The organism is Geobacillus sp. G4, from assembly GCF_040327975.1.
Lineage (GTDB): Bacteria > Bacillota > Bacilli > Bacillales > Anoxybacillaceae > Geobacillus > Geobacillus thermoleovorans.
The window spans coordinates 365,293-390,565 of record NZ_JBEPJY010000002.1 but is presented as its reverse complement, the minus strand read 5'-3'; the positions used below and the strand labels follow the sequence as shown (position 1 = coordinate 390,565).

The 25,273-nt window shown below is 49.2% G+C and carries 24 protein-coding genes; 17 read left to right on the top strand and 7 right to left on the bottom strand.

All coding sequences use genetic code 11. The features are described 5' to 3' along the window. Positions 1-128: 128 nt before the first annotated feature. The 5 genes from ABS784_RS04145 (at position 129) to ABS784_RS04125 (ending at position 2,868) form a co-directional block, all read left to right on the top strand. On the top strand, positions 129-608 hold the full coding sequence (locus tag ABS784_RS04145; protein WP_352511540.1) for a GNAT family N-acetyltransferase: 480 nt from the start codon (positions 129-131) through the stop codon (positions 606-608). 90 nt (positions 609-698) lie between these two features. Next, on the top strand, positions 699-959 hold the full coding sequence (locus ABS784_RS04140) for a hypothetical protein (protein WP_352511539.1): 261 nt from the start codon (positions 699-701) through the stop codon (positions 957-959). 116 nt (positions 960-1,075) lie between these two features. Next, the gene (locus ABS784_RS04135; RefSeq protein WP_352511537.1) at positions 1,076-1,408 is read left to right on the top strand and encodes a DUF6572 domain-containing protein; all 333 of its coding nucleotides are present in this window, start codon (positions 1,076-1,078) and stop codon (positions 1,406-1,408) included. A 212-nt stretch (positions 1,409-1,620) separates the two neighbouring features. Further along, the gene (gene tsaA, locus ABS784_RS04130) at positions 1,621-2,082 is read left to right on the top strand and encodes a tRNA (N6-threonylcarbamoyladenosine(37)-N6)-methyltransferase TrmO (protein ID WP_352511535.1); all 462 of its coding nucleotides are present in this window, start codon (positions 1,621-1,623) and stop codon (positions 2,080-2,082) included. Between the two features lie 348 nt (positions 2,083-2,430). Continuing rightward, positions 2,431-2,868 carry a GNAT family N-acetyltransferase gene (locus ABS784_RS04125; protein WP_352511533.1) on the top strand — a complete coding sequence of 146 codons (438 nt, stop codon included), beginning with the start codon at positions 2,431-2,433 and terminating at the stop codon, positions 2,866-2,868. A 223-nt stretch (positions 2,869-3,091) separates the two neighbouring features. On the opposite strand, the gene ABS784_RS04120 is transcribed toward ABS784_RS04125, so the two are convergent. After that, a complete protein-coding gene (locus ABS784_RS04120) occupies positions 3,092-3,445 on the bottom strand; it encodes a YqzG/YhdC family protein (protein ID WP_352511531.1) in 354 nt (117 codons plus the stop codon). Positions 3,446-4,612: 1,167 nt separating this feature from the next. Between ABS784_RS04120 and ABS784_RS04115 the strand changes: the two genes are divergently transcribed. After that, positions 4,613-5,074 carry a YobA family protein gene (locus ABS784_RS04115; protein WP_014196625.1) on the top strand — a complete coding sequence of 154 codons (462 nt, stop codon included), beginning with the start codon at positions 4,613-4,615 and terminating at the stop codon, positions 5,072-5,074. A gap of 305 nt (positions 5,075-5,379) precedes the next feature. Here ABS784_RS04115 and ABS784_RS04110 read toward each other — a convergent pair whose 3' ends face one another. Then, entirely contained in the window at positions 5,380-5,994 is a 615-nt protein-coding gene (locus tag ABS784_RS04110; RefSeq protein ID WP_014196623.1) for a hypothetical protein, read from the bottom strand. A gap of 626 nt (positions 5,995-6,620) precedes the next feature. Here ABS784_RS04110 and ABS784_RS04105 point away from each other — a divergent pair. The 6 genes from ABS784_RS04105 to ABS784_RS04080 all read left to right on the top strand — a co-directional run bounded on the left by ABS784_RS04105 (position 6,621) and on the right by ABS784_RS04080 (position 12,210). Then, positions 6,621-7,562 (top strand): ABC transporter substrate-binding protein, encoded by a 942-nt coding sequence (locus ABS784_RS04105; protein ID WP_021322727.1) that lies wholly within the window; start codon positions 6,621-6,623, stop codon positions 7,560-7,562. Positions 7,563-7,583: 21 nt separating this feature from the next. Continuing rightward, positions 7,584-8,591 (top strand): FecCD family ABC transporter permease, encoded by a 1,008-nt coding sequence (locus ABS784_RS04100; protein WP_023633406.1) that lies wholly within the window; start codon positions 7,584-7,586, stop codon positions 8,589-8,591. Then, positions 8,584-9,564 carry a FecCD family ABC transporter permease gene (locus tag ABS784_RS04095; protein WP_021322725.1) on the top strand — a complete coding sequence of 327 codons (981 nt, stop codon included), beginning with the start codon at positions 8,584-8,586 and terminating at the stop codon, positions 9,562-9,564. The genes ABS784_RS04100 and ABS784_RS04095 overlap by 8 nt, the downstream gene beginning before the upstream one ends. Before the next feature lie 34 nt (positions 9,565-9,598). Further along, complete coding sequence (locus ABS784_RS04090) at positions 9,599-11,119, top strand: Ig-like domain-containing protein (RefSeq protein WP_352511528.1); 1,521 nt, start codon at positions 9,599-9,601, stop codon at positions 11,117-11,119. Positions 11,120-11,358: 239 nt separating this feature from the next. After that, on the top strand, positions 11,359-11,913 hold the full coding sequence (locus ABS784_RS04085) for a GNAT family N-acetyltransferase (RefSeq protein ID WP_042382753.1): 555 nt from the start codon (positions 11,359-11,361) through the stop codon (positions 11,911-11,913). A 105-nt stretch (positions 11,914-12,018) separates the two neighbouring features. Continuing rightward, positions 12,019-12,210: a hypothetical protein gene (locus ABS784_RS04080; RefSeq protein WP_352511526.1), complete on the top strand. Its 192-nt coding sequence runs from the start codon at positions 12,019-12,021 to the stop codon at positions 12,208-12,210. Positions 12,211-12,413: 203 nt separating this feature from the next. Here ABS784_RS04080 and ABS784_RS04075 read toward each other — a convergent pair whose 3' ends face one another. Then, positions 12,414-13,040 (bottom strand): LysE family translocator, encoded by a 627-nt coding sequence (locus ABS784_RS04075; protein WP_011232354.1) that lies wholly within the window; start codon positions 13,038-13,040, stop codon positions 12,414-12,416. 134 nt (positions 13,041-13,174) lie between these two features. After that, on the bottom strand, positions 13,175-14,122 hold the full coding sequence (locus ABS784_RS04070) for a cation diffusion facilitator family transporter (RefSeq protein ID WP_144329981.1): 948 nt from the start codon (positions 14,120-14,122) through the stop codon (positions 13,175-13,177). A 206-nt stretch (positions 14,123-14,328) separates the two neighbouring features. On the opposite strand from ABS784_RS04070, the gene glgB reads away from it, so the two are divergent. From glgB to ABS784_RS04045, 5 genes are read left to right on the top strand one after another with little or no spacing between them, the layout of a single operon-like run. After that, complete coding sequence (gene glgB, locus ABS784_RS04065) at positions 14,329-16,341, top strand: 1,4-alpha-glucan branching enzyme (protein ID WP_352511549.1); 2,013 nt, start codon at positions 14,329-14,331, stop codon at positions 16,339-16,341. Next, entirely contained in the window at positions 16,223-17,392 is a 1,170-nt protein-coding gene (locus ABS784_RS04060) for a glucose-1-phosphate adenylyltransferase (RefSeq protein ID WP_025038910.1), read from the top strand. Before glgB ends, ABS784_RS04060 begins: the two co-directional genes overlap by 119 nt. Continuing rightward, positions 17,389-18,423: a GlgC family sugar phosphate nucleotidyltransferase gene (locus tag ABS784_RS04055; protein WP_014196616.1), complete on the top strand. Its 1,035-nt coding sequence runs from the start codon at positions 17,389-17,391 to the stop codon at positions 18,421-18,423. Before ABS784_RS04060 ends, ABS784_RS04055 begins: the two co-directional genes overlap by 4 nt. Next, positions 18,420-19,877, top strand: a complete 1,458-nt coding sequence (gene glgA, locus ABS784_RS04050; RefSeq protein ID WP_014196615.1) for a glycogen synthase GlgA — start codon at positions 18,420-18,422, stop codon at positions 19,875-19,877. The genes ABS784_RS04055 and glgA overlap by 4 nt, the downstream gene beginning before the upstream one ends. Further along, positions 19,864-22,278, top strand: a complete 2,415-nt coding sequence (locus ABS784_RS04045; RefSeq protein ID WP_352511523.1) for a glycogen/starch/alpha-glucan phosphorylase — start codon at positions 19,864-19,866, stop codon at positions 22,276-22,278. The genes glgA and ABS784_RS04045 overlap by 14 nt, the downstream gene beginning before the upstream one ends. 114 nt (positions 22,279-22,392) lie before the next feature. Here the strand turns inward: ABS784_RS04045 and ABS784_RS04040 are convergent, their stop codons facing one another. The 3 genes from ABS784_RS04040 to ABS784_RS04030 form a co-directional block, all read right to left on the bottom strand. Continuing rightward, a complete protein-coding gene (locus ABS784_RS04040; RefSeq protein WP_011232351.1) occupies positions 22,393-23,187 on the bottom strand; it encodes a TIGR00266 family protein in 795 nt (264 codons plus the stop codon). Positions 23,188-23,286: 99 nt separating this feature from the next. Then, complete coding sequence (locus tag ABS784_RS04035) at positions 23,287-24,096, bottom strand: yteA family sporulation protein (RefSeq protein ID WP_014196611.1); 810 nt, start codon at positions 24,094-24,096, stop codon at positions 23,287-23,289. A gap of 85 nt (positions 24,097-24,181) precedes the next feature. Beyond that, the gene (locus ABS784_RS04030; RefSeq protein ID WP_011232349.1) at positions 24,182-25,111 is read right to left on the bottom strand and encodes a 1,4-dihydroxy-2-naphthoate polyprenyltransferase; all 930 of its coding nucleotides are present in this window, start codon (positions 25,109-25,111) and stop codon (positions 24,182-24,184) included. Positions 25,112-25,273 lie beyond the last annotated feature (162 nt).

Sequence of the window (25,273 nt, the reverse complement as noted above, 5' to 3'; positions counted from 1 at the left end):
GCAGCTTCCTCTCGATTGGAAATCCGGGATGGCCGCTGCTTTGTTTGAGTATGCCCAAATTTATGGAAGGCGTATGTATAATTTTGGATAATCAACACTCGTGGTTTTAAAAAGGAGTGGTGGTAAAAGTGGACCATATTCCAACTTTATGGAAAAGAGATGAATTTTCAATTTCGACTGAAAAAAGTTACTTGGATATGGATGTAATATTTAATTTCTTGAATAAGGAATCATATTGGGCAAATGGAATCTCCAGAGAAATTATTGCGGAATCAATTAAAAATACTCCTTTATGTTTTGGAATTTATAAAGGAGACCCAACCATTGGGCCAGCACAACTAATTGGCTTTGGAAGAGTTATTTCAGATTTATCCACGTTTGCATATTTAGCTGATGTTTTTGTTCTAAAGCCTTTTCGTGGGTTAGGTTTATCAAAATGGTTAATGAGTATAATTAAAGAACATCCCCAACTTCAAACTGTCCGTAGATTTATGTTGGCAACAAAAGACGCACATTCTTTGTATGCACAATATGGCTTTGAACCATTGGATAATCCATCCATTTTTATGCAGATTGTTCGTAAAAATATTTATCAGAATCGGGAGTAGCCACGATGCAGAGCTAAACAGCTCCATTTTTGTTTACTTGGCTAACATGACAAGATAGTTAAGACTAATGTTAAATAAAGGAAGGTAACTATGAACACTTTCGGAATTGGTGTGATGATGTTATTAGTAGGTATAGGCATTTTTCCTTTTGGAGTGTTATATTTTAAGGAAAGTTGGAATGAATACAAAAATTTACCACCAAACCAAAAGAAAGTAGTTATCTTTCTTGAAATATTAGACATATTCTCATTTTCACCTATCTTATCAACGTGGTTAATTTTTATCTCACTCCTACTTATTATTGGAGGTGCCGGATTAATTTTTTTATACCTAACGAGAGCTTTAGTTTAATAAAGGTGTTGAGTAACACAAAAAGTCGTTTAGTTTACAAAAATATTGTTTAAAAAAGTAAAAAACAATTAGAACGTTAGATGGTTACAGAAATAATACGTATTAGGATGAATATAATGGGTGTGCAAAATACAAATGAAGTAGATATTATAGGTATTAATAAAGAGACAGGTATTTGTACTTTAACAATAATTGATAGTCTTGATTGGCGGAACGAAGAAGAACACTTATTGCTTCTACAAGGGAAGATAAATGTTTATTTAAGTTTCATCGAAAGTGGTGAGATTTATACTACATATACACCATCTAAGGGGAAAAAGTTTGAAATTAAAATTTGCTTTAAAGAGTCTATTCCTGATAGTTGTATACTATTTCTACAACAAGCATCTAAAATTATAGCCGATGCAGGCTTTTTCTTAACTTACTCAGTTGGGCTTGAAAATGAATAATTCAACCATATATGTTTTCATTCATTTTCTGGTGCCGCCACGTGGCATGAAGGTCTATTCTGAAAATGAATATTTTCATCCTTCTGATGGTCCAGCATAGATGTAGCATAGTTTTCTCCTATGGAAGACCCAATCACCTTTCATCATCTGTGATGAAGCTCGATTCATGGGTGGCTACGGGCAGTTTAATAGTTAAACGAGGAGGGGATATGATGCAATATACCATTACACCAATCGCATTTGTTAAAAATAACCGCAAAGATGTTGAAGATGATAATTGGGGTAGTGTTATTTCAATAATTGAATTATCAGATGAAATCGATGATTCAGCTTTACAAGGTATCAGTGAGTTTTCGCATTTAGATATTATTTTTTATTTTGACCGAGTTACAGATGACAAAATTCAATATGGAGCAAGGCATCCAAGAAATAATAAAGAATATCCAAAGGTCGGAATTTTCGCTCAAAGAGGCAAAAATCGACCGAATAAATTAGGTTTAACAACCGTTGAATTGTTAGAACATAAAGGGCGAACATTGAAAGTAAGAGGATTAGATGCAATAGATGGTACTCCTATTGTTGATATTAAGCCGGTTATGAAGGAGTTCTTACCCAAAGGCGAAGTAAGGCAGCCTGCTTGGTCGGTATCATTAATGGACCGATACTGGGATTAATGTTATTGAATTAACAACGTACTTTATTTAAATTGATAACAGAACAAGTTTTCAAATAAAAAACAATTTTTAAGCAAAACAATCTCTTAATCAATACCGAAGCCTTCGACAATATGTTGAAGGAAAGTGTTGGCAATACTTTATGCCAACACTTTTATTATTTTGGCTCTATTAAATGTAAATGTTGATTTTACTTATTCAACTCCCATGGAAGAACGAATGAACTTCCTCATCTGTGGTGCCATGAAACGTGGTATGGGTGGCTAACGGGGGAGTTCAGTAGAATAAGATTCTGGGTGGTATATGCTAAACTGAGTAGAATGATACGGAAGGTGTGAACGTTACAAAATGGATATTAAAAAATCCACCGATAGAGAACTTAAACAAATTATGGCACTTTCTCCACAAGCCATGTTTGAAGGAACATTGGGTGAAGTAAAACCGACTGGTGAGAAAATTAAGCAACTTGTGGAACCACTCTTAGAGAAGGGATGTTATTATTTAATTGCAACAGAAAACGATAAATTAATGGGCTGGATTTTGATTGGGGAAAACAAAGACCAATTTATTGATAAAAGGATTGGATTTATATATGAACTTTTTGTTCTGGAAGAATTCAGAGGAAAAGGGGTTTCTAAACAGTTGTTGAGTAGTGCTATTGACCGTTTAAAACGAGAAGGATACCCTGGAGTTCGACTTAGTGTATTTGTGGAAAACCCTGCTATTAAACTTTATGAGAAAATGGGTTTTCATTCAAGAAACATTACTATGAGTTTACCATTGTAAAAGATAATGAGGCTGAACACATCCTTTCAACTTCCGTGGAAGAACAGAATTCTTCCATCATCTGTGGTGCCATGAAATGTGGTATGGTTGGTTAGCGGATGCAAGAGTTCAATTAACCCACTCTTTTCTGAGCGGGTTTCTTTTGTTCGGAAACAACAACCAACGGTTATAGAGCTTAGAATAAAAAACCACTCCATCACCACTGGAAGTGGTTAATGTTGATTTATCGTTCTGTTTCTTCAACAACGATTGCTTGGGCCCTTTCGGTTGCTGTATCGAATGTTATTCTTACATAAACTCCAAACTCACGATTTCCTTGCTTTAGCCAAAGTTTGAATGTTTCTCGGGTAGTAGTTGAGGATATGGTTTGTCGACCTACATGTAGATAGTCAACAATTTTGGCGTTAGGATACTTCTTGGTGGTTTCCTGTATGGCTAATGTACCCCATTTTGCGTATGGAGAATTATGATTAGATTGTTCAGTTTGTTTTCCATATAGTTTTGGTTCAGCATGGACAGGAATAGATGTTGAAGCCATTAGCAAAGCGAGTAAGAACATCATAAAGGTTCTTTTCATCAAATCACCTCTTGTTTATGTTTCCCAATTATCGGCAGAGCATGAACATCAATAAGACTACTCCGTTAGCGTTGGAAGTGGTCTTTGTTTTGGTTAGATACAAATAAAAACCTTATTTTCAAAATCAACTTTGTTATTTGGTGAAGTTCGGTGGAAGGAAAGCAGAACCGAAGTTGGTTATAAAAGATAATGAATAGTATTCAACAGCAGTATATAAAGTGGTATAAGGAGAATATATTCAAGCACTAAGTAGGATAATTGAACATTGCAATACCAGTTAATAAAAATTTTGTACAAAAAATACTTCAACAAAAATATTTACAAAAATTTTCCATATTTATTGGAATACAGCTTGTCTCAATTTTTATGTAAACATATAATAAAAATAAACCAACAAATACTTCGTTTATAACCGATAAATTATGGTGAGATGGCAAAGTGATATTGGTTAAAATCCCAATGTTTTTCTAATTTTATGTTTTAATGTTCGTTTTATATAAGGGGTGAGCCGCGGCAATCTCGAATCCATTTCTTCCTTATTTGGCTACACCGTCAGCATGTAGAAAGCAAAACCGACGAACTCGGAATTAATTGCTCCAATGTAGAAAAATTCACGAATTTTAATAATGCAGAAAAAAGGCAAGAAAAAGTATTGACCAAAAATGAGATAATTTATATAATATCTGCAAACAGCATGAAGGCTCGAGTCGTATTCGGTAATAATGGACCAAAAGATGAGAAAATGAAAGAACCCCTTGTCGCATATGGGTTTGCTTTAATTGAGAGGGATGCACGGTTTCATAATCGACTCAAAATCGTGTGGGGTAGCCCCCCGTGTGGGTTCGACTCCCACCATCGGCATCCTTGGAATTCGATAGCCCACGATCTAAAATCGTGAAACCCTTGATACGACCGCGTTTGCGGTCGTTTTTCATTTTCTGGGAGTTCCGAAAAAATTTTGCATGAATTTTGCATTTCTACCATCTAGATCATCCATGATTTCGTCAATCATCATGTTTTTTTAGTACCCATGATGGATTTGACAAACTGGAGCTTTTCATAAAAGAGTGAAACGATTTTTTCGTAAATGCGACTAATGTAACAAAGGAGGAGGAGATTGGGCTGAAAAGATGGCTTGCTTTCATTGCCGCCGTGTGGAGTGTTTGGTTGGCAGGTTGTAGCGGGCAAACTGACCGCTATGCCATTGAAGGGTATGTCGTGAGAAAAGAAGGAGGGAGCATTTTGGTTGTCAGTTCTGATCCGCAAGATTTTCGTTCCACAGGCGGGCTTAAAGAGTTTTATAATGCCATCTTGGTTTCTAGTGCACCAGCGCGAGTGAACATTGGTCAAAAAGTTCAAGTTTGGATAGATGGGGGGATTGCTGAATCGTATCCAGGCCAAGGGAAGGCGGGCAAAGTATTGGTTGTGCCAAGCTCTCCGCGTGATGGCGCCAGCTTATCGGAGGAGGAGGCGATTCGCCAAGCGTTGAAGCAAGAAGAGAGTCGGCTCGAGCATATGATTCCTGTGATTCGAGCTGTTCATTATGACAAACAAGCGGACACTTGGATGATTCAAATAAAAGACGCCCATGAACGAACGGAATTCGACGTTCGGATCAAAGATGAATAAAAGCGTTTTGCCGCATGCGAAGCAAAAGCTGTCCCCCTCTTCCCAGCACGGGGGAGAGGGGACAGCTTGTCGATGACGCACCCAAACAATTCGTTGGATTCCGAAAACAAGTTATTACGAAGACAACGCCGAGACAAGCGGACGGTCCGGCAAGTAGAGCTGGGCGTTGTCGCTTTGGCCGGCCGCGATCCAGTCGCTTTGGGGGAATTTCTTTCGGACAGCCCCCGCGGTTCGTGTCTGGAAGGAATGTTTTTTCCATGTTGCGCTGCACAGCTCGCCCCTTGTCCATTTGTTCCCTTGTCGAGTTATTGCGCTTGCCGCAGGCTGGCGATGGATGCCTCATGTTCAATCGAGCGTTTGGAGAGGATGGCCAAAATGTGCTCGTGGCGTTCTTGGTTGACCTCGATCCTTTTGACAATTTGATCGATTTCCATGACCGCTTGTCGAATAGGAACGAGATCGTCTTTGGTCGCCATCTTTGCTTGAATTTCGTTTACATTGGATTGAAGTTCGTTCGCTTTGAATTGGAGTTCATTCACTTTGGACCGGAGTTCAGCCAGTTCCTCTTTGGTCGCCATCTTTGCTTGAATTTCGTTTACGTTGGACTGGAGTCCGTTTACAGTGGAGCGAAGTTCAGCGAGTTCGTCTTTCGTGGCCATTTTCGCTTCGATGTCGTCCACTTTGGATCGGAGCTCGGCGAGTTCGTCTTTGGTGGCCATGTTGGTTTCAATGTTGTTTACTCTTGATTCGATGCTGTCTACTCTCGCCTCGATGCTGTTCACTCTCTCTTCGATGCTGCCCGCTCTCGCTTCGATCTTGTTCAGTTGATTTTTCATCTCGTTGACCTCGGATGTCAAGACGCCGACGCTCGAATGGAGTTGATCGAGTCGATCCAAAATTTGGTTAAGCAATGCTTCCATATGGATCATCCTTTCCAAGTGTGGATTGACGGTGATTCAAAACAGCTATTCATGGCTTTTGTTGCTTTCCTAACGCTGTCTGGACCTTGTTGGTGAAGGGGTTGCCAAAGGAGTCGATCATCTGTGGGCATGTGTGCAGCAGATTTGGGGACATCCAGCTTCCATTTTAGCATAAATCGTATGGGGGGAGACAAGGGATTTTTTGAAGAATGATGATGAACAGGGGCGACAAGTTCTAGAGGGCTGGTGATTTAGCGCAAAATATGGCTGATTCCTGCTATCTTTCAATTCGAGAAATGCGGCTGAATCGGCTTTCTTTTCTGATGAAATGCCATCGATTTGCAGGCCGTTCTCGTTTTTCACCATCCTTCTAGAGGGTGGGTGATTGGGTAAAAAAGACTATCGATTCGCATTCTTTCTCAATTAGAGAAACCCTTGCAAAACTGACTTTCTTTTTCTGCGAAAATGCGCCGCTTTGATCAGCGATTTTCATGCCAGGGTAGGGAGCAACGCTTGCTTATGAATGTTTTTTATTATTGTATTGACAAAGATATTCAATATCAATTATCATCTTAATTGATAAGGATTATCATTATTAAATATAGATTGAAGGAGGAATATGTAACGTGTTGCAGAAAAAATGGACCTCTCTTCTTGCCATGCTGATGGCGCTGTTCGTGTTGCTTGTGCCGTTGGCTCAACCGGCTGCGCCTGTCGAGGCCGCATCCAAGACAAGGGTGTTTAAGACGGAGCTTGGCAAGCTGGTGATCAAAGGTACCCCGAAGCGGATTGTCACGTTAAGCATGGCGGGGACAGATGCGGTTGTCACGTTAGGCTTAAAGCCAGTGGGGTATACGATTTCCAATTCTGGAACGGTGCCTACATACTTGCGCAATAAACTAAAAGGGGTGCCAAGCGTTGGGGCACTTAGCGCCCCGAGTTTAGAGAGAATCGCAGCGCTCAAACCGGATTTGATCATTATCGACCATGAATTTGAGTTCCATAAAGCGATTATCCCTCAGCTGAAAAAGATTGCGCCAGTAGCGGGATTTCGTGCGAACAGCTACAAAGAAGCCATGAATCAGCTTCTTGTATTAGGAGACATCTTAGGGCGGAAGGCGAAGGCAAAATCGTTTGTGAATCAGTTTTATAAAGAATTGAAATCGCAGCAGGCAAAATTAAAAGATAAAAATCTTCGTGTATTGGGCTTTTTCGTCAATAAAGATGGCATTAATGTATGGCAGGACAACTCATTCTCCGGATCGATTTTTACGGCGCTTAAGGCTGATTATGCATTTAAGGAAAAAGGGGATGAATACTCCGACTTTAAAACAGTAAGTTTAGAAAGAATTTTAGAAATCGATCCAGACGTGCTGTTTGCCTATACGGATCCTGGGAAGAATGACCTGAAAAAAGTGAAAGCCAACCCGATTTGGTCCCAATTAAAAGCGGTGAAAGAAAAGCGGGTGGTGGAAGTCAATCGCGATCTTTGGTCTCGCAGTCGGGGACCGTTGGCGGCAAAATTGATTGTAAAAGAAGCGGCATCCATTTTAAAACGTTATCAGTGATGGGATGGGGCTAGCGAGAGGATGTCATCTTTGACATACGGAAAAAGAGCGATATGGATCAGTTCGATGTTAGTGTTGGGCATCATTTTGTTGATCATCGTTTCTTTAGTCTCTGGTCCGTTTTTTGTGCCTATTCCAAAAGTGCTGGATGTCCTTTTGCATGACGATGGATCCAAAGCACGAACGGTGGTTTGGGAACTGCGTTTTCCCCGCGCCCTTCTAGCGGTTTTGATTGGGGCGAGTTTGGCTGTAGCTGGAGCGATGATGCAATGTTTAACGAAAAATCCAATGGCCGAGCCAAAAATCATGGGAGTGTCGGCCGGCGCTGCTGCGATGGTTGTTCTAATCGAATATTTTTTCGCCGGCCTTCCCCTTCTTTTCTTTTCTCCCCTTGTCTTTTTGGGGGCGGCGGTTGGAGGGGCGACCGTATATAGTTTGTCGCTGAAGAGAGGATCCCTTTCCCCCGTCCGTTTAACACTCGCTGGAGTAGCGGTCAGCGCATTTTTGCATGCGATCACCGTCGGAATTTTGGTCTTGCTTGGCCAGGATGCGGCCGCCGTATATGCCTGGTTGGCCGGTGGGTTAAACGGCTTGACATGGCGCCATGTTTCGCTGATCGCTCCATGGTCTCTCGCCGGCTTGCTCCTCTCCATCATGATTGCTTCGAAAATGGATCTGTTGGAGCTCGGCGATGATACAGCCAAAGGGCTTGGTGTTCATGTGGGGATTCTCAAAACTGTGATGGCAGTCATTATTATTATTTTGGCTGGAAGTGCGGTGTCCGTATCCGGGGTCATCGGGTTTATCGGCTTGATCATTCCGCACATCGTCCGAAAAATGGTCGGGGTGAACTATACGTATATCGTTCCAGTCAGCGCCTTGTGCGGAGGAATGTTGCTTTTGACGGCTGACTTGCTTGCACGCTTGGTGGCGCAGCCGATTGAACTTCCTGTCGGGGTGTTTACCGCCGCCATTGGTTGCCCATATTTTTTGTATTTGATTAGGAAGCAGGGCGAATGGAATGCGTAAGCGTGATGTGGGACTTGTGGCTGGTTTGGCATTGCTTCTTGTCATCATCGTGCCGCTCAGCGCTTGTTTCGGGGATGTGAAAATCCCTGTTTCGCAAGTATGGGAGGCATTTTTCAACCGAAAGTCTTCCCTGAATGGGGAAATCGTGTGGGAATATCGCTTGCCAAGGATATTGGTTGGGCTGTTTGTCGGTGCCAACCTCGCCGTATCCGGAGCGCTGTTGCAAGCCGTGACGCAAAACCCGCTTGCTGCTCCGAATGTCATTGGAATGACGGCTGGCGCCAGCTTGTTTGCTGTGTTGGCGCTGCTGATCATTCCGCATTTTCCTGTCAGCGGCCTGCCGTTCGTCACCTTTTTCGGGGCTCTCTTCGCCGGCCTTTGCGTGTATGCGTTTGCCTGGAAGAAAGGAATGGATAAGGGCCGGTTTGCTCTATCGGGAATTGCTTTTGATGCCTTGTTTCAGGCCGTCATTACAGGGATTTTGGTTTTTGCGACCAAAGGGATTGATGCCGCGGTCATTTGGTTGGCGGGGAGTTTATGGGGACGGACATGGGAACATGTTTTTCTCATTGTTCCCTGGTCGGTGATCGGACTCGGATTTGCTTATCTTTGTTATCGCCGCATGAATGTTTTGCAGCTGCATGATGATATAGCGGCGAGTTTGGGACTGCGTGTCCAAGCAGCCCGTTTCCTGATTTTTCTCATTGCGGTCGGCTTGTGTGGAAGCGCCGTAGCTGTATCGGGTCCGATTGGATTTGTGGGACTGGTCATCCCCCATCTTGCCCGTTTGTTGACAAGGGCCGATTATCAGCGGCTCATTCCGGTCAGCGCCTTATTAGGAGCGATTTTGATGATCAGCGCGGATACGGCAGGAAGAACCATCGCGGCGCCAATCGAAATCCCAGTCGGCATCCTGACGGCATTCCTTGGTGCCCCGTACTTTCTCTTTCTGCTTCGACGAGCAAAATTATAACATGATCGAATCTATCGATGAAAAGGGGATCGTTATGGGTTGGAAAAAATGGATGGTTTCTAGTTTCGTAACAGCCAGTTTAGTCATAGCGGGTGCGGCGGAGTCTGAAGCATATGCGGCGAAACCGGCCAAGCTTGCCATTGAAAGTGCACAGCCGGTGAATGCTTCAACTGTGAAAGAGTATATCGTAAAAGGAAAAGGGCTCAAGGGAGCGAAGATCAAAATTGTGATCACCGATGGAAAAGCATCTGTCACTCATTACACTGTTGTTCAAAAGAGCGGATCGTTTGAAGCGCCGGTCAACGTATCGACATTACGAGATGGGACATTGACGGTGTCTGTCACGCAAATCATCAAGGGACAGAAGCATAGCCGCGTACAAAAAAAGATTATCAAGGATACGAAGGCGCCTTCCGTTCCGGTGATCACGAATAAAGGATGGATCAATGCCAAGCAGCAGAACGCTTATGCTGTTCAAGGAACAGCAGAACCCCATAGCGCTGTGAAGGTTTCATTGAGCGATGGAAAGCAGCGCATCACCAAAACGGTGCATGCAGACGGCAAAGGGAGATTCCGAGCGGTGATCGATGCGAGAAAACTGGCGGAAGGAGAGATTACGGTCTCCGCGGTTAGCGTGGATTCGGCAGGAAACCAAAGCGGCCAATCGAAGAAAGTGCTTCGGAAAGATGTGAGCATAGAGGCCCCTGAACTGTTGAATGAAGGATATATTAACGCTTTCAACTATGAAGCGTATCCAGTCACGGGGACAGGCACGCCTGGAGAGAAAGTGGTGGTGGAGGCTGCTGATGGAAAAAAATCCGTCTCAGCGAGCGGACTTGTGGATGAAGATGGGAATTATGAAGTAGAGATCAATACTTCTTCTCTGAAGGACGGGAAGATCACGATCCGTGTGAAAACGATCGATCAGGCGGGAAATGAAAGCCGGATGGCAAGCGTCGTCCTCATCAAATCGTTGACCTCTCCTGCCAAGCCGTCTATTGAGAATAAAGGATATGTGAACGCCAGTGCAGATGCAACTGCTTATGAGGTGACGGGCAAGGGAGAGCCAGGGGCGGAAGTGGAGGTCACTTTGTCCGATGGAACGAATGAAATCAGCACAGTCGGTACGGTGGAAGAAAACGGGAGATACCGTGTAGAAGCTGATATTTCCCCGTTAAGCGATGGACTGATTACCATTACAGCCGTTCAAACGAGTGCAACGGGCAATGTAAGCCCAGAGGCAACCACGACGGTTTGGAAGGATACCGCTGTTGCCGCTCCATCATTGAACGCCCTGCCAGCCGTTACGAATCAAAATCAAGCGGCATATACGATCGCAGGAACGGCAGAAAGCAACGCATCGGTGCAAATCATCATTACGGATGGACAAAAATCTCTCGTTGAACGGACGTCGGCGGACTCGAATGGGAATTTTTCGAAGACGATCGATCTGTCTGCATTCAACAATGGCCAGCTGATGATCATTGTGACACAAGAAGACAAAGCGCAAAACCATAGTGAAGCGACCACAGCGACGGTGACGAAAGGGCAATAAGAAGGAACCTGTCGGCCGAGCCTTTCTTTGAAGCGGGATGCTTCAAAGAGGGTTAGGCCGATTTTTTTATGAGTAGAAATGTTTCATAAGTATATGGCATAATCGTTGTAACATGTGGGTCCCTTGGGGAATCGATGGGAATCGATGATTTGATTAACGATGATCATGCAATTGTTCGCAATTGTTCGGGACCGTACACGACTTTTGGGCCTGGGAACAGAAAGCAAGGGGGATTTCCTATGGGAAACATCCAGCCAAGGCGGTTGGTGACGGCAAGCGGCCAACCGATTGTTATACGGACGGCATGGCCCGAGGATGCCGAGCGTGTCGTTGCGTTTGTGAAGGCGGTGGCGGCGGAAGCGCCGTATTTGCTGACGACGGAAGCGGAAGTGGTGACGACGAGCGAGCGGCAAAAACAATGGCTGCAACAAATCATGGATGATCCCGGAAAGCTGGCGATTGTCGCCGAGCAGGAAGGGGACATCATCGGGTTTTTGGATTTTCATAACGGTAATAAGCAGCGGACGAAGCACCAAGGGTCTTTCGGCATGAGCGTGAAAAACGGCTTTCGAGACCAGGGGATCGGCACGGCGTTGCTTGCAGCGCTCCTTGATTGGGCAAAAGAAAATCCTTTGATTGAAAAAGTTTGCCTCGAAGTCGTCGCTGACAACACGAACGCGATTCGATTGTATCAAAAGTTTGGATTTGTGGAAGAAGGCGTGAAGAAAAAAGCTGCAAAAATCGATGACGGGACGTATTGGGATTTGATTTTGATGGCCCGCTTTGTCAAGTAGGTTCGGCGGATGAGTGCGGGGAGATCGCTCGATGAGCATTTCCTTCCTTTCTATTGCGCCGGTTTGCGCTTCGGTGCGGCGGCCGGCGTGACAAGGAGGGAGAACGTGAGCGACAAGGGAATGAGGTTGTTGCCGCTTGGCGTCAGGCTCATGAAGCCGCAGCGGGAACAATACAAACGGATGGCGGCCTGCGAGAGAAAGGCCGCCATGTTGGTTTTGGCTGAAATGCCCAATCTTTTGTCATTTGGTCCCGATGTGCTGTTATTTCTGCCGTTGCTTCTCCTAGAAGACTTGTGATTTAAGGGGAAATGTTGCTCCCCAACAGCGTTTCTCAAATTGAAAAACCTTGCAACACCATAACTTTATCCCTTTCGACTTCTCGCAAATCGAGCGAATCCGTTGTTTTTCACCGGTCCTCTAGGAGGCGCGGCACTTTTTTGAGTAAAAGAGGTGTTGGAGGCTGCTCGCAGAAAGGAGCGGCCGCTCCTGGCCGCGCGCCGCTACGAACGCTCGCTGAAGGCGATTTGAATGCCGATTAGGGCGAACAGGGCGCCTTTTAGCCGATTGATCCGCTTGGCGATTCGTTTGTTCGACAGCAACAGATGGCGCAGTTTTTCCGCGCCGATGCTCACAAGGGTGAAGACGGCGAGCGCTTGAGCGAGAAAGACGGCGCCAAGAAGCAACATCTGTTGCGGCACGCGGCCCTCTGACGGATCAACGAACTGAGGCAAGAGCGCCAAAAAGAAGAGCGACACTTTCGGGTTGAGCACGTTCATGACAATGCCTTTTTTGTACAGCGAGGCGTATGCCATTGGCTTCTGCCGCCCAAAGGCGAGACTGCTGTCTTTTTCGCGGAACGCCTGCCATGCCAAGTACAGCAAATACGCGGCGCCGGCGTACTTGACGATGGCAAACGCCAAGGCGGATTGGTAAATGACAGCCGAGACGCCAAGCGTGGCTGCACTGATGTGGACAAGCAGTCCGGTGCACAGCCCGAGCGCGGTGGCGATGCCCGCCTGTTTGCCTTGGGACAGGCTTTGGGCGATGACGAACAAAATGTCTGGCCCCGGCGCTAACGTAAGCAAAACGGCGACGCCGAAAAACGAGAAGATCGTTCCGATTCCCATGAGGCATCCCTTCCTTCGGCATGATGACTCTATATGTTCGCCGCGGATCGTATTGATTCCTTTTTGTTTGAAAGGGAAAATGGACAAACGAAAAAGCCGCCCATGCCATTAGAAGTAGAGGCGGCATTTCCTATTCATGGAAAGCTTTTTTTCTCCAAAAACGCCCGGCCATAGCGGCCATGGTCATGGAGCATGGCGTGCTCCACCTGGATGGTGGCGTGCTCGATTCCGTATTTTTCCTTCAACATTTCATTCACCGCCAAGATGACGCATAGCGGCTGGATGCGTTCGTTGACAAACACATGAGCCGACAGCGAGTAATGGTCGGTCGAGATGGCCCATAAGTGCATGTCGTGCACGTCTTCGACCCCTTCGATCTTTCGAATATCGGCGCGGATTTGTTCGAGGTCGAACCCATCTGGCACGGCTTCCATTAAGATGAGATACGATTCGCGCATAATTTTCGCCCCGCCTGTGAAAATGATGGCGGCGATCACTAAGCTGATGATCGGGTCGAACACCGTCCAGCCGGTGAAGTAAATGAGCAGCGCGGAAACGATGACGCCGATCGAGCTAATCAAGTCGCCGATGAAATGCCAAAGGGCGCTCTGAACGTTCAAGTTGTCTTCCTCTTTCGTGCTCCGGCTTAAGACGATGGTCAACGTCAAGTTGACGACGAGGCCGATCGCTGCGATCCCGAGCATGAGGCGAAAGTTGATCGGTTCAGGATGGAGAAAACGCTGAATGCCTTCCCATAAAATCCACAGCGCAATGACGGCCAACGTCAGCCCATTCAAAAACGATGTGATGATTTCAAACCGCAAAAAGCCGAACGTAAACCGACGGTTCGGCGGGCGCGTCGCCATGTAGAGGGCGACCATGCTTAAGCCAAGCGCCAGTACATCGGATGCCATATGGGCCGAATCGGACAAGAGGGCGAGTGAGTTGGAAATCAGTCCGCCAATGATTTCGACGGCGGTGAAAAACATGGTCAACAAAAGCGTCACCCAGAGCGCTTTTTTCGATTCATTTTGCGTTTTGACGTGCGGGAGATGGTGAAAATCGTACAGTGTTGGAGCCATAATGCACCTCCATTATTTATAATAATTATCAATTTGTATATATTATAATATAAAAATCCACCTGTGTGCAAATGAAATTTCGACAGCCAGAAACAGCGGTTGTTGGAATTTGTCTAAAAATATAGACGAAGCATTCAAGGAATAAAGCCTTCTGTTGGCGAATAGGAATCAATGCTGTGTATGGCCATCATTTTGCTTCGGAAAGGATGCGATCCAGCTTGATTGCGGCGAATCCGACAGATTTAGAAGTGTATTTGTTTCATGAAGGCCGTTTGTATCAAAGTTATGAGCTGTTCGGCGCTCATGTCATCCGCGGCGGCGGAGCGGTCGGCACTCGCTTTTGCGTGTGGGCGCCCCATGCGCGGGAAGTCCGTCTTGTCGGCAGTTTCAACGATTGGAATGGGGCGAATTCCCCCCTGACGAAGGTGAACGACGAAGGGGTATGGACGATCGTTGTTCCAGAAAACTTGGAAGGGCATCTCTATAAATATGAGATCATCACACCGGATGGCCGTGTTCTGTTGAAAGCGGACCCGTACGCCTTTTACTCCGAATTGCGCCCTCATACCGCCTCGATTGTCTACGATTTGAAAGGATACGAGTGGAATGATTCACCTTGGCAGCGGAAGAAACGGCGAAAGCGGATTTATGACCAACCGATGGTCATTTATGAACTTCATTTCGGTTCGTGGAAAAAGAAACCGGACGGCCGCTTTTATACGTACCGTGAGATGGCCGACGAACTCATTCCGTACGTGCTGGAGCGCGGATTTACGCACATTGAGCTGCTTCCGCTTGTCGAGCATCCGCTCGATCGTTCGTGGGGATATCAAGGGACCGGCTATTATTCGGTGACAAGCCGCTATGGCACGCCGCACGATTTCATGTATTTCGTCGACCGCTGCCATCAAGCGGGGCTTGGCGTCATCATCGACTGGGTGCCGGGGCATTTTTGCAAGGACGCCCACGGGCTGTACATGTTTGACGGCGCGCCGACGTATGAATACGCGAATGAAAAAGACCGAGAAAATTACGTCTGGGGGACGGCGAATTTTGACTTGGGCAAGCCGGAAGTGCGCAGTTTTCTGATCTCCAATGCGTTGTTTTGGCTGGAGTATTACCATGTGGACGGGTTTCGCGTCGATGCGGTCGCCAATATGCTTTATTGGCCGAACAACGACCGGCTCTATGAAAATCCGTATGCGGTCGAGTTTTTGCGCCAGTTGAATGAGGCGGTGTTTGCCTATGACCCGAACGTCTGGATGATCGCTGAAGATTCGACCGACTGGCCTCGGGTGACCGCGCCGACGTACGATGGCGGCCTTGGGTTTAACTACAAGTGGAACATGGGCTGGATGAACGACATGCTGAAGTATATGGAAACGCCGCCGCATGAGCGGAAATACGCCCATAACCAAGTCAGTTTTTCCCTCCTTTATGCGTATTCGGAAAATTTCATTTTGCCATTTTCCCATGATGAAGTTGTGCATGGCAAAAAATCACTGCTCAATAAAATGCCTGGGTCGTACGAAGAGAAGTTCGCCCAGCTGCGCCTATTGTATGGCTACATGATGGCCCACCCTGGGAAAAAGCTGCTGTTTATGGGCAGTGAGTTTGCCCAGTTTGATGAATGGAAGTCTGCCGAGGAGCTGGACTGGGTGCTGTTCGATTTTGAATTGCACCGGAAAATGGACGAATATGTGAAGCAGCTGATCGCCTGCTATAAACGGTATAAGCCGTTTTACGAGCTTGATCATGATCCGAGAGGGTTTGAATGGATTGACGTTCATAATGCCGAGCAAAGCATTTTCTCATTCATCCGCCGGGGGAAAAAAGAAGGTGATGTGCTGGTCATTGTTTGTAATTTCACAAATCAGGCGTATGACGATTACAAAGTCGGCGTGCCGCTTTTGGCGCCGTACCGCGAAGTGCTTAACAGCGATGCAGCGGAGTTTGGCGGTTCGGGACATGTCAACGGGAAGCGGCTTCCCGCTTTCAGTGAGCCGTTTCATGGAAAACCGTACCATGTGCGCATGACGATTCCGCCGTTTGGCATTTCCATTTTGCGGCCAGTGCAAAAACGAGGGGAGAGAAAGCAGAATGAAGAAGAAGTGCATCGCCATGTTATTGGCCGGCGGGCAAGGAAGCCGGCTTCGCTCGCTGACGAAAAACATCGCGAAACCAGCCGTGCCGTTTGGGGGGAAGTACCGGATCATTGATTTTACGTTGAGCAATTGCACGAACTCGGGCATTGACACAGTCGGGGTGTTGACCCAATATCAGCCGCTTCTTTTGCACTCGTACATCGGCATCGGAAGCGCATGGGATTTAGATCGAAGAAACGGGGGCGTCACCGTCCTTCCCCCTTACTCCGCCTCTTCCGGCGTCAAATGGTACGAAGGCACAGCGAACGCCATTTATCAAAATATGAATTATATTGAACAATACGACCCGGATTACGTTCTCGTGCTGTCTGGCGATCATATTTACAAGATGGATTACCAGCAGATGCTCGACTACCATATCGCCAAACAGGCGGATGCAACGATTTCCGTTATTGAAGTGCCGTGGGAAGAGGCGAGCCGATTCGGCATTATGAACACGAATGAAAACATGGAAATTGTCGAATTTGCCGAAAAGCCGGCCAATCCGAAAAGCAATTTGGCATCGATGGGCATTTACATTTTCAATTGGCCGTTATTGAGGGAGTATTTGCAAATCGACAACGCCGATCCGCATTCGTCGCACGACTTCGGCAAAGATGTGATTCCGCGGCTGCTTCGGGAGAACAAGCGGCTCGTGGCCTATCCGTTCAAAGGCTATTGGAAAGATGTCGGCACCGTCAAAAGCTTGTGGGAAGCCAACATGGATTTGCTCGATGAACACAATGAACTTGACTTGTTTGATCGCTCGTGGCGCATTTATTCGGTCAACCCGAACCAGCCGCCGCAATACATCGCTCCCGAGGCGGAAGTGAGCGATTCTCTCATCAATGAGGGATGCGTCGTGGAAGGAACGGTGGAGCGCTCGGTGCTGTTTCAAGGCGTCTGCATCGGCAAGGGAGCGGTTGTGAAAGAATCCGTCATTATGCCAGGGGCAACAGTTGGTGAAGGAGCGTATGTCGAGCGAGCGATCGTCACTCCGGAGATCGTCATCCCGCCGCATTCGACTGTGAGCCCGGGCGATGCTGATGATGACGTCGTGCTCGTAACGACCGAGTGGATCAAGCAACGGAATAAGGACACCGCAAGGAAGGATGGAGCACAATGAACAACAACATGATGTTGGGCGTCATCGACGCGACCACGTATATGGAGGCAATGGCGCCGCTTGTCGAGCAACGCTCAATCGCAGCGGTGCCGTTTGCCGGGCGGTATCGGCTCATTGATTTCGTGCTTTCAAGCATGGTCAACTCCGGCATTGAAAGCGTCGCGATTTTTCCGAAATACCAATATCGGTCGCTGATGGACCATTTAGGATCAGGGAAGAATTGGGATTTAAACCGAAAGCGGGACGGATTGTTTTTCTTCCCATCGCCGGACTTGTTGTTTTCCGGTGAGCGCCGGGTCGGGGCGTTTGCCCATTTTGAGCAGCATATCGACTATTTTTTGCGGAGTCGGCAAAAGTATGCGGTCATCGTCAATAGCTACACGGTGTGCAACATCGACTTTGACGCCGTCCTCGAGCGCCATATCGAACGCGGCTGCGATGTGACGCGAATCTGCCATCGCGGCGAGCCGCTGGAGATGTACGTGTTGGAGACGTCTCTTCTGCTTGATTTCATTGCCAATTATAAAAACCGCGGCTATCGAAGCATCGTCGATGTCGTCTGCGATAACTGTCATTCGCTGTCCATTTGCGACTATGAATACAGCGGGTATGCGGCCGTCATCGATTCGCTCGCCCGCTATTTCCGCGCGAGCATGGAGCTTCTTGACCGCAGTGTTTGGGAGCAGCTTTTTCTTCCATCGCGGCCGATTTATACGAAAGTGAAAGACGAGCCGCCGACGAAATACCGGCGGGAAGGGAATGTGAAGCGCTCGATGATCGCCAACGGCTGCGTCATTGAAGGAACGGTGGAAAACAGCGTCTTGTTTCGTTCCGTGAAAATCGGCAAAGGAGCCGTTGTGAAGAACAGCATCATTATGCAAAAATGCCAAATCGGCGATGGTTGTGTGCTTGATGGCGTCATCGTCGACAAAGACGCGAAAATCGAACCGGGGGTCGTTTTGCAAGGGACGGCGGAGCGGCCGTTTGTCGTTCGCAAAGGAACGGTGCAAGGGGAGGTCGTGAATCGATGAACGTGCTGTTTGCCGTATCAGAATGCGCTCCGTTTGCCAAATCGGGAGGATTGGCTGACGTCGCCGGCGCGCTACCGAAAGAGCTGCGCCGGCTCGGCGTGGACGTCCGTGTTATGATGCCAAAGTATGAAACGATTGCTCTAAAGTGGAAAGAACGAATGGGCAAAGTGGCGGAGCTCGTCGTGCCGGTCGGGTGGCGCCGCCAGTATTGCGGCGTTGAGAAGCTCGAGCATGACGGGGTCGTCTATTACTTGATCGACAACGAATACTATTTCAAACGGCCGCAGCTGTACGGCCATGGTGACGACGGCGAGCGGTTCGCCTATTTTTGCCGGGCGGTGCTGGACGCGCTTCCGGCGATTTCGTTTCAGCCCGACATCATTCATTGCCATGACTGGCACACCGGCATGATTCCGTTTTTCTTGCGCGAGCAATACCGTCATGATCCGTTTTATGCGGATATCCGCACTATCTTTACGATTCACAACTTGCAGTTTCAAGGGCTGTTTCCGCGCGGGATTTTAGAGGATTTGTTGAATTTGGACGGACGGTATTTCACCGTCGACCATCTCGAGTTTTACGGAAGCGTCAGCTTTATGAAAGGGGCTCTTGTCGCCTCCGATTTGATTACGACGGTCAGCCCGACGTACAAAGAAGAGATTCAGACCGCCTATTACGGCGAGCGGCTTGACGGGCTGTTGCGGGCGCGGCGGGATGATTTGCTTGGCATTTTAAACGGCATTGACGACGAGTTTTACAACCCGGAAACCGATCCGTTTTTAGCGGCGACCTATAGCGTACATACGCGGGAAAGAAAAAAACTCAACAAGCGCGCTTTGCAGCGGCGGTTTGGTCTGCCAGAGCGGGATGATGCACCCGTTGTCGCAATGGTGACGCGAATGACGGCGCAAAAAGGGCTCGATTTAGTCACGTGCGTCTTTCATGATTTGATGCAGGAAGAGATGCAGCTTGTTGTGCTTGGAACGGGGGATTGGCGGTTTGAACAGTTTTTCTCGCAAATGGCGGCGGCCTATCCGGACAAAGTCGGGGTGTACATCGGCTTTCACGAACCGCTCGCCCATCAAATTTATGCGGGCGCGGACTTGTTTTTAATGCCGTCGTTGTTTGAACCGTGCGGGCTGAGCCAAATGATCGCGCTTCGGTATGGGACGATTCCGATCGTTCGGGAAACGGGCGGGCTGAACGATACGGTGCAATCGTACAATGAATTCACAGGAGAAGGGAACGGGTTCAGCTTTACGAACTTTAACGCCCACGACATGTTGTACACGATCCGCCGGGCGCTGTCGTTTTACCGCCAGCCGTCTGTCTGGGAGCGGCTCATGGAGCGGGCGATGCGCGGCGATTACAGCTGGCGCCGGTCGGCGAGGGAGTATCGAAAAGCGTACGAACAGCTGAACAAAAAGGGGGAAGACGCGCTTGTTCGCGGATAAAGAAACGTTTCAACGGGCGTTTGTGACGCGGGTCGAGGCGTTGTGCGGCAAACCGTTTGCGGAGTCGACGGCGCGCGATCATTATCATGTCCTTGGCCATATGGTGCGCGAACATATCAGCCGCCATTGGATCGCGACGAACGAGCGCTGCCGGGCGGAGCGGCGGAAGCAGGTGTACTATTTGTCGATCGAGTTTTTGCTCGGCCGTTTGCTCGGAAGCAACTTGTTAAACCTCGGTGTCCGCCCGATGGTCGAAGAGGGGCTTCGCGAGCTCGGCATCCGCCTCGAAGACGTCGAGGAGAGCGAGGCGGACGCTGGGCTTGGCAATGGCGGGCTCGGGCGGCTCGCCGCCTGTTTTCTTGACTCGCTCGCCACATTGAATTTGCCGGGCCACGGCCACGGCATTCGCTATAAACACGGGCTGTTTGATCAAAAAATCGTTGACGGCTATCAAGTCGAGCTGCCGGAGCAATGGCTGCGAAACGGGAACGTTTGGGAAATCCGGAAAGAAGAGCTGGCGGTCGAAGTTCGCTTCTGGGGAAGGGTCGAGGTGTCGGAACAAAACGGCCGTCTTGTGTTCCGCCATGTCGACAGCGAAAACGTGATGGCTGTGCCGTACGATATGCCGGTCATCGGCTTCGGGACGAACACGGTCAACACGCTCAGGCTTTGGAGCGCCGAGCCGGCGAAAACGTTCCCGCTTCATAAAGATGCGATGAAGTACAAACGGGAGACGGAAGCCATTTCGGAGTTTTTGTACCCGGACGATACGCACGATGAAGGCAAACTGCTGCGGTTAAAGCAGCAGTATTTTCTCGCCGCCGCCAGCCTCGGCAGCATCACTCGCGCCCATCGCCGCCAGCACGGGAGCTTGCGCCGCCTCCATGAATATGTCGCCATTCATATCAACGACACGCACCCCGCGCTTGCGATTCCGGAGTTGATGCGCATTTTGCTCGATGAGGAAGGGATGAGCTGGGAAGAGGCTTGGCACATTACGACCCATACGATCGCGTACACGAATCATACGACGCTGGCGGAAGCGCTGGAGAAATGGCCGATTCGTCTGTTTCAGCCGCTGTTGCCGCGCATTTATATGATCGTCGAGGAAATCAACGAACGGTTTTGCCGCGAGCTGTGGGAACGTTATCCCGGCGATTGGAGGCGGATTGAACAAATGGCCATCGTCGCCCACGGGATGGTGAAAATGGCGCACTTGGCCGTTGTTGCGAGCCATAGCGTCAACGGTGTGGCGAAACTGCATACGGACATATTGAAACAGCGGGAAATGCGCTTGTTTTACGAATGGGCGCCGCACAAGTTCAACAACAAAACGAACGGGGTGACGCATCGTCGCTGGCTGTTAAAGGCGAACCCGGAGCTGTCGGCGTTGATTACGGAAACGATTGGTCCGCGCTGGATCCGCGAGCCGGAAGCATTGATTGAGCTGAAGTCTTATGCTTCCGATCCGGTGTTTCAGCAGGCGTTGGCTGCGGTCAAACAGCAGCGGAAGGCGAGGCTCGCCGCCCGCATTTACGAAAAAACCGGGATTCACGTGGACGAATCGTCCATTTTTGACGTGCAAGTGAAGCGGCTGCACGCTTATAAACGGCAGTTGTTAAACGTTTTGCACATTATGCATTTATACAATCGGCTGAAAGAAGACCCGTATGTTTCGATCCACCCGCGCACGTTCATTTTCGGAGCGAAAGCGTCGCCAGGCTATTACTACGCCAAGCGGATCATCAAGCTCATCCATTCGGTGGCGGATCAGGTGAACAACGATAAACGGACGAACGAGCAACTGAAGGTCATTTTTTTGGAAAATTACCGCGTATCGCTCGCGGAAGAAATCATTCCGGCCGCCGATGTGAGCGAGCAAATCTCAACAGCCAGCAAAGAAGCGTCCGGGACGGGCAACATGAAGTTTATGATGAACGGCGCCGTTACGCTTGGCACGCTGGATGGAGCGAACGTCGAAATCGCGGAAGCCGTCGGGGAGGACAACATGTTTTTGTTCGGACTGACGGCCGATGAAGTGCTCCGCTACTACGAACACGGAGGCTATCGGGCGCATGAGTATTACCATCATGACAAACGGATCAAGCAAGTTGTCGACCAGCTCATCAACGGCTTTTTCCCTGATGTCGGCGACTACTTTGAGCCGATTTACGACTCGCTGCTGGCGCAAAACGACGAATATTTTGTGCTGCGCGACTTTGCCGCCTACGCCGAGGCGCACGAGCGGGTTGAGGCCGCTTACCGCGATCCGGCGCGCTGGTGGCGGATGAGCGCCGTCAACATCGCCCATTCCGGCCGTTTCGCCAGCGATCGGACCGTAGCGGAATACGCCGCCGAAATTTGGGGTCTTTTGCCGTCGGGGGAACGTTTCTCAACTTAGGAAAGGACATTTTTGGGCTGCTTTTTCATTCAATCATCGTCCTTTTAGGGAATTTCGAGGGGGAAGGCAGAAAAGCAAAAGGGCGTTCCGTTTGGCCGGAGCGCCCTTTCTCGCTTAGTCGTCGCCGTCGAGCCAGTCGCCGATGCCGCCGAGGATGCTGCCTTCGCCGACCGACCGTCCGCCGGCGCTCGGGGCGGCAGCGAGGACGCGGTCAGCGAGCCGGCTGAACGGAAGCGACTGCACCCACACTGCTCCCGGACCGGTGACGGTGGCCAAAAACAATCCTTCGCCGCCGAAGAAGGCGGTTTTGATGTTGCCGACATATTCAATATCGTAGTTGACGTCTTTCGTCATGGCGACAAGGCAGCCGGTGTCAATACGAAGCGTTTCCCCGGGTTGCAAGTCGCGGCGGTGGATCGTTCCGCCGGCGTGCAAAAAGGCAAGCCCGTCACCTTCCAACTTTTGCATAATAAACCCTTCGCCGCCGAAAAAGCCAGCGCCGAGCTTGCGCTGAAACTCAATGCCGACGGAAACGCCTTTTGCCGCACACAAAAAGGAGTCTTTTTGGCAGATGAGCTTCCCGCCAAGTTCGCTTAAATCGACCGGGATGATTTTTCCCGGATACGGAGCGGCGAAGGCGACGCGGCGCTTGCCGCTTCCTTGGTTGGTAAACACGGTCATGAACAAGCTTTCGCCGGTGAGCAGCCGCTTTCCCGCGCCGACAAGGCGGCCAAGCAGCCCTTTTCCGGACGAGGAGCCGTCGCCAAATACGGTTTCCATGACGATGCCGTCATCCATCATCATCATCCCGCCCGCTTCCGCGACCACGCTTTCGTATGGGTCGAGCTCGATTTCGACAAACTGCATGTCATCGCCGTACAGCCGGTAATCGATCTCATGTGCGTTCATCATTTCGCCTCCATTCGGATCATATGACGTTCTGCTCTGTACTACGGAAAACGGCATCGGCCCGTTTCACAAAAAAGACCATCTTGCCGATGGCCTTTTTCATGGAGTTGTTTCCCCAAAATGCTGCTGGGACGGTCTTTCATCGTACCGGCGGTAGCTGTCTGTCGATGTATACGGGTCTTTTTCATACGCCGGCAAATCGCCGATGTTCGACATGATGCCTTCGTCATCCAATATGTTTTCCAGCAGCTCATGCTCCCGCGTCGGGTACACACGTACGTGTCTGCCATGCAAATCGACGGCCGCGAAATTTTCCAAGTCTTCGACATAGCCGACGTTCTCTTCCGACTCGGCATACACTTCGCTGTAGGAATCGACGTTTTTGCCAAGGTCCGAAGGGGTGTCGGATGTGCCGTAGCGGGCTGCTTCCTGCCATGCATCTTCCGCGTCGTAAGCGACCGATTCCGCGCGGTCATCGAAATCGAATTTGCCAAACGGCGGCATAAGCACGCCCTCTTCAAGCGGCCGCTTTTGCGACACCGTTTGATCCGGGCTGTGCTCGCGGCAGTAGAGTGTTGTCGGCAGCGCCTCGAGCCGTTCGTATGGGATCGGCCGGCCGCATACGCGGCACGTTCCGTATGTGCCGTCGGCGATGGCGCCAAGCGCCCGTTCAATCTCGCGAACTTCGCGCTCGGCATGCTCCTTTAGGGCGAGATCTTTTTCCCGCTCATACAGCTCTGTCGCCTCATCGGCCGGATGGTTGTCGTAGCTCGCCAGCTCACCGACCGCATCGTGGGCGTGGCTGCGGATCATGCCGAAATGGTCGTTTTGCTTCAGCCGGTCTTCCGTCTCCCGTTTCATGTCGAGCAGTCTTGAGCGGAGGGCGGCAAGCTGTTCGTTCGTCAGCATCAGTCGCAATCCCTTCCTTCGCAGTAGCGTCTATATGGTGTAGTATGGGCGAAAATCAAAAAAAAACACGGTCATGTTGACCGTGTTACAGCCAATGGGCAATGAGCAAGCCAGCGGCGAGCAAAAAGCCGAACTGTGTATTCGTTTGCGCCGTCGCCTTCATGGCCGGCATCATCTCGATCGGCTTGATTTTGCCGATAAATCCGCGCGTCGCGGCGATTGCTTTTGGAATGCTCAATAAAGCGAGCAGCGCCCAAAACGGCACGATCTGAAACACCGCAAGCGCGGCCGTCCAAAGAAAGGCAACGGCGAACATGGCAGCGAGCAGGCGGATGGCCCAATCGCGGCCAATCAAAATGGCGAGCGTCTTTCGCCCTTTTTCACGGTCGCCGTCCAAGTCGCGAATATTGTTCGCCAGCAAAATGGCGCCGACCAAAATCGCGATCGGAATGGCGGTGAGCACGGCGCCGCCGCTGATATAGCCCGTTTGGATGAAAAATGAAATCAAAATGATGACAAAGCCCATAAAAAACCCAGCCGCCAGTTCGCCAAACGGCGTATAGGCGATCGGAACCGGCCCTCCGGTGTAAAAATAACCGGCCGCCATGCAAATCGTTCCGACAACGGCGAGCCACCAACTGCTTTCGGCGCAAATGTAGATGCCGATGAGCATAGCCAACCCAAGACAGCCAAACGCCAACGCCAGCACCGTTTTCGGCTTGAGGCCGTCGCGGACGATGGCGCCGCCGATGCCGACCGACTCCGGTGAATCGAGGCCGCGTTGATAATCGTAGTATTCGTTGAACATGTTCGTCGCCGCCTGAATCAACAAAGAGGCGATCATCATCGCGGCAAACAGCAGCCAATCGATCGATGTTTCGCCAAGCGCCAGCACCGTGCCGACGCATACGGGCACAAATGCCGCCGTCAGCGTATGCGGGCGCGTCAGCCGCCAAAAGACGCGCCAGTCGCGGCGCGCCGGCGGGCGATGGTCCATATGTGTGAATGATTGCATATTCATTCCCCTTAGATTCTGTGAAAATGTCATTCGTTTGTGTCCAAAATAAGTGTAGGCAAACGTTGAAAGCATGTCAACCCTTCCCGATAGATAAATGATTTCCTATTATATTATAATGGGAAGTGGGGATGGAGGGGGAATTTTACGACAGAAAGCGTG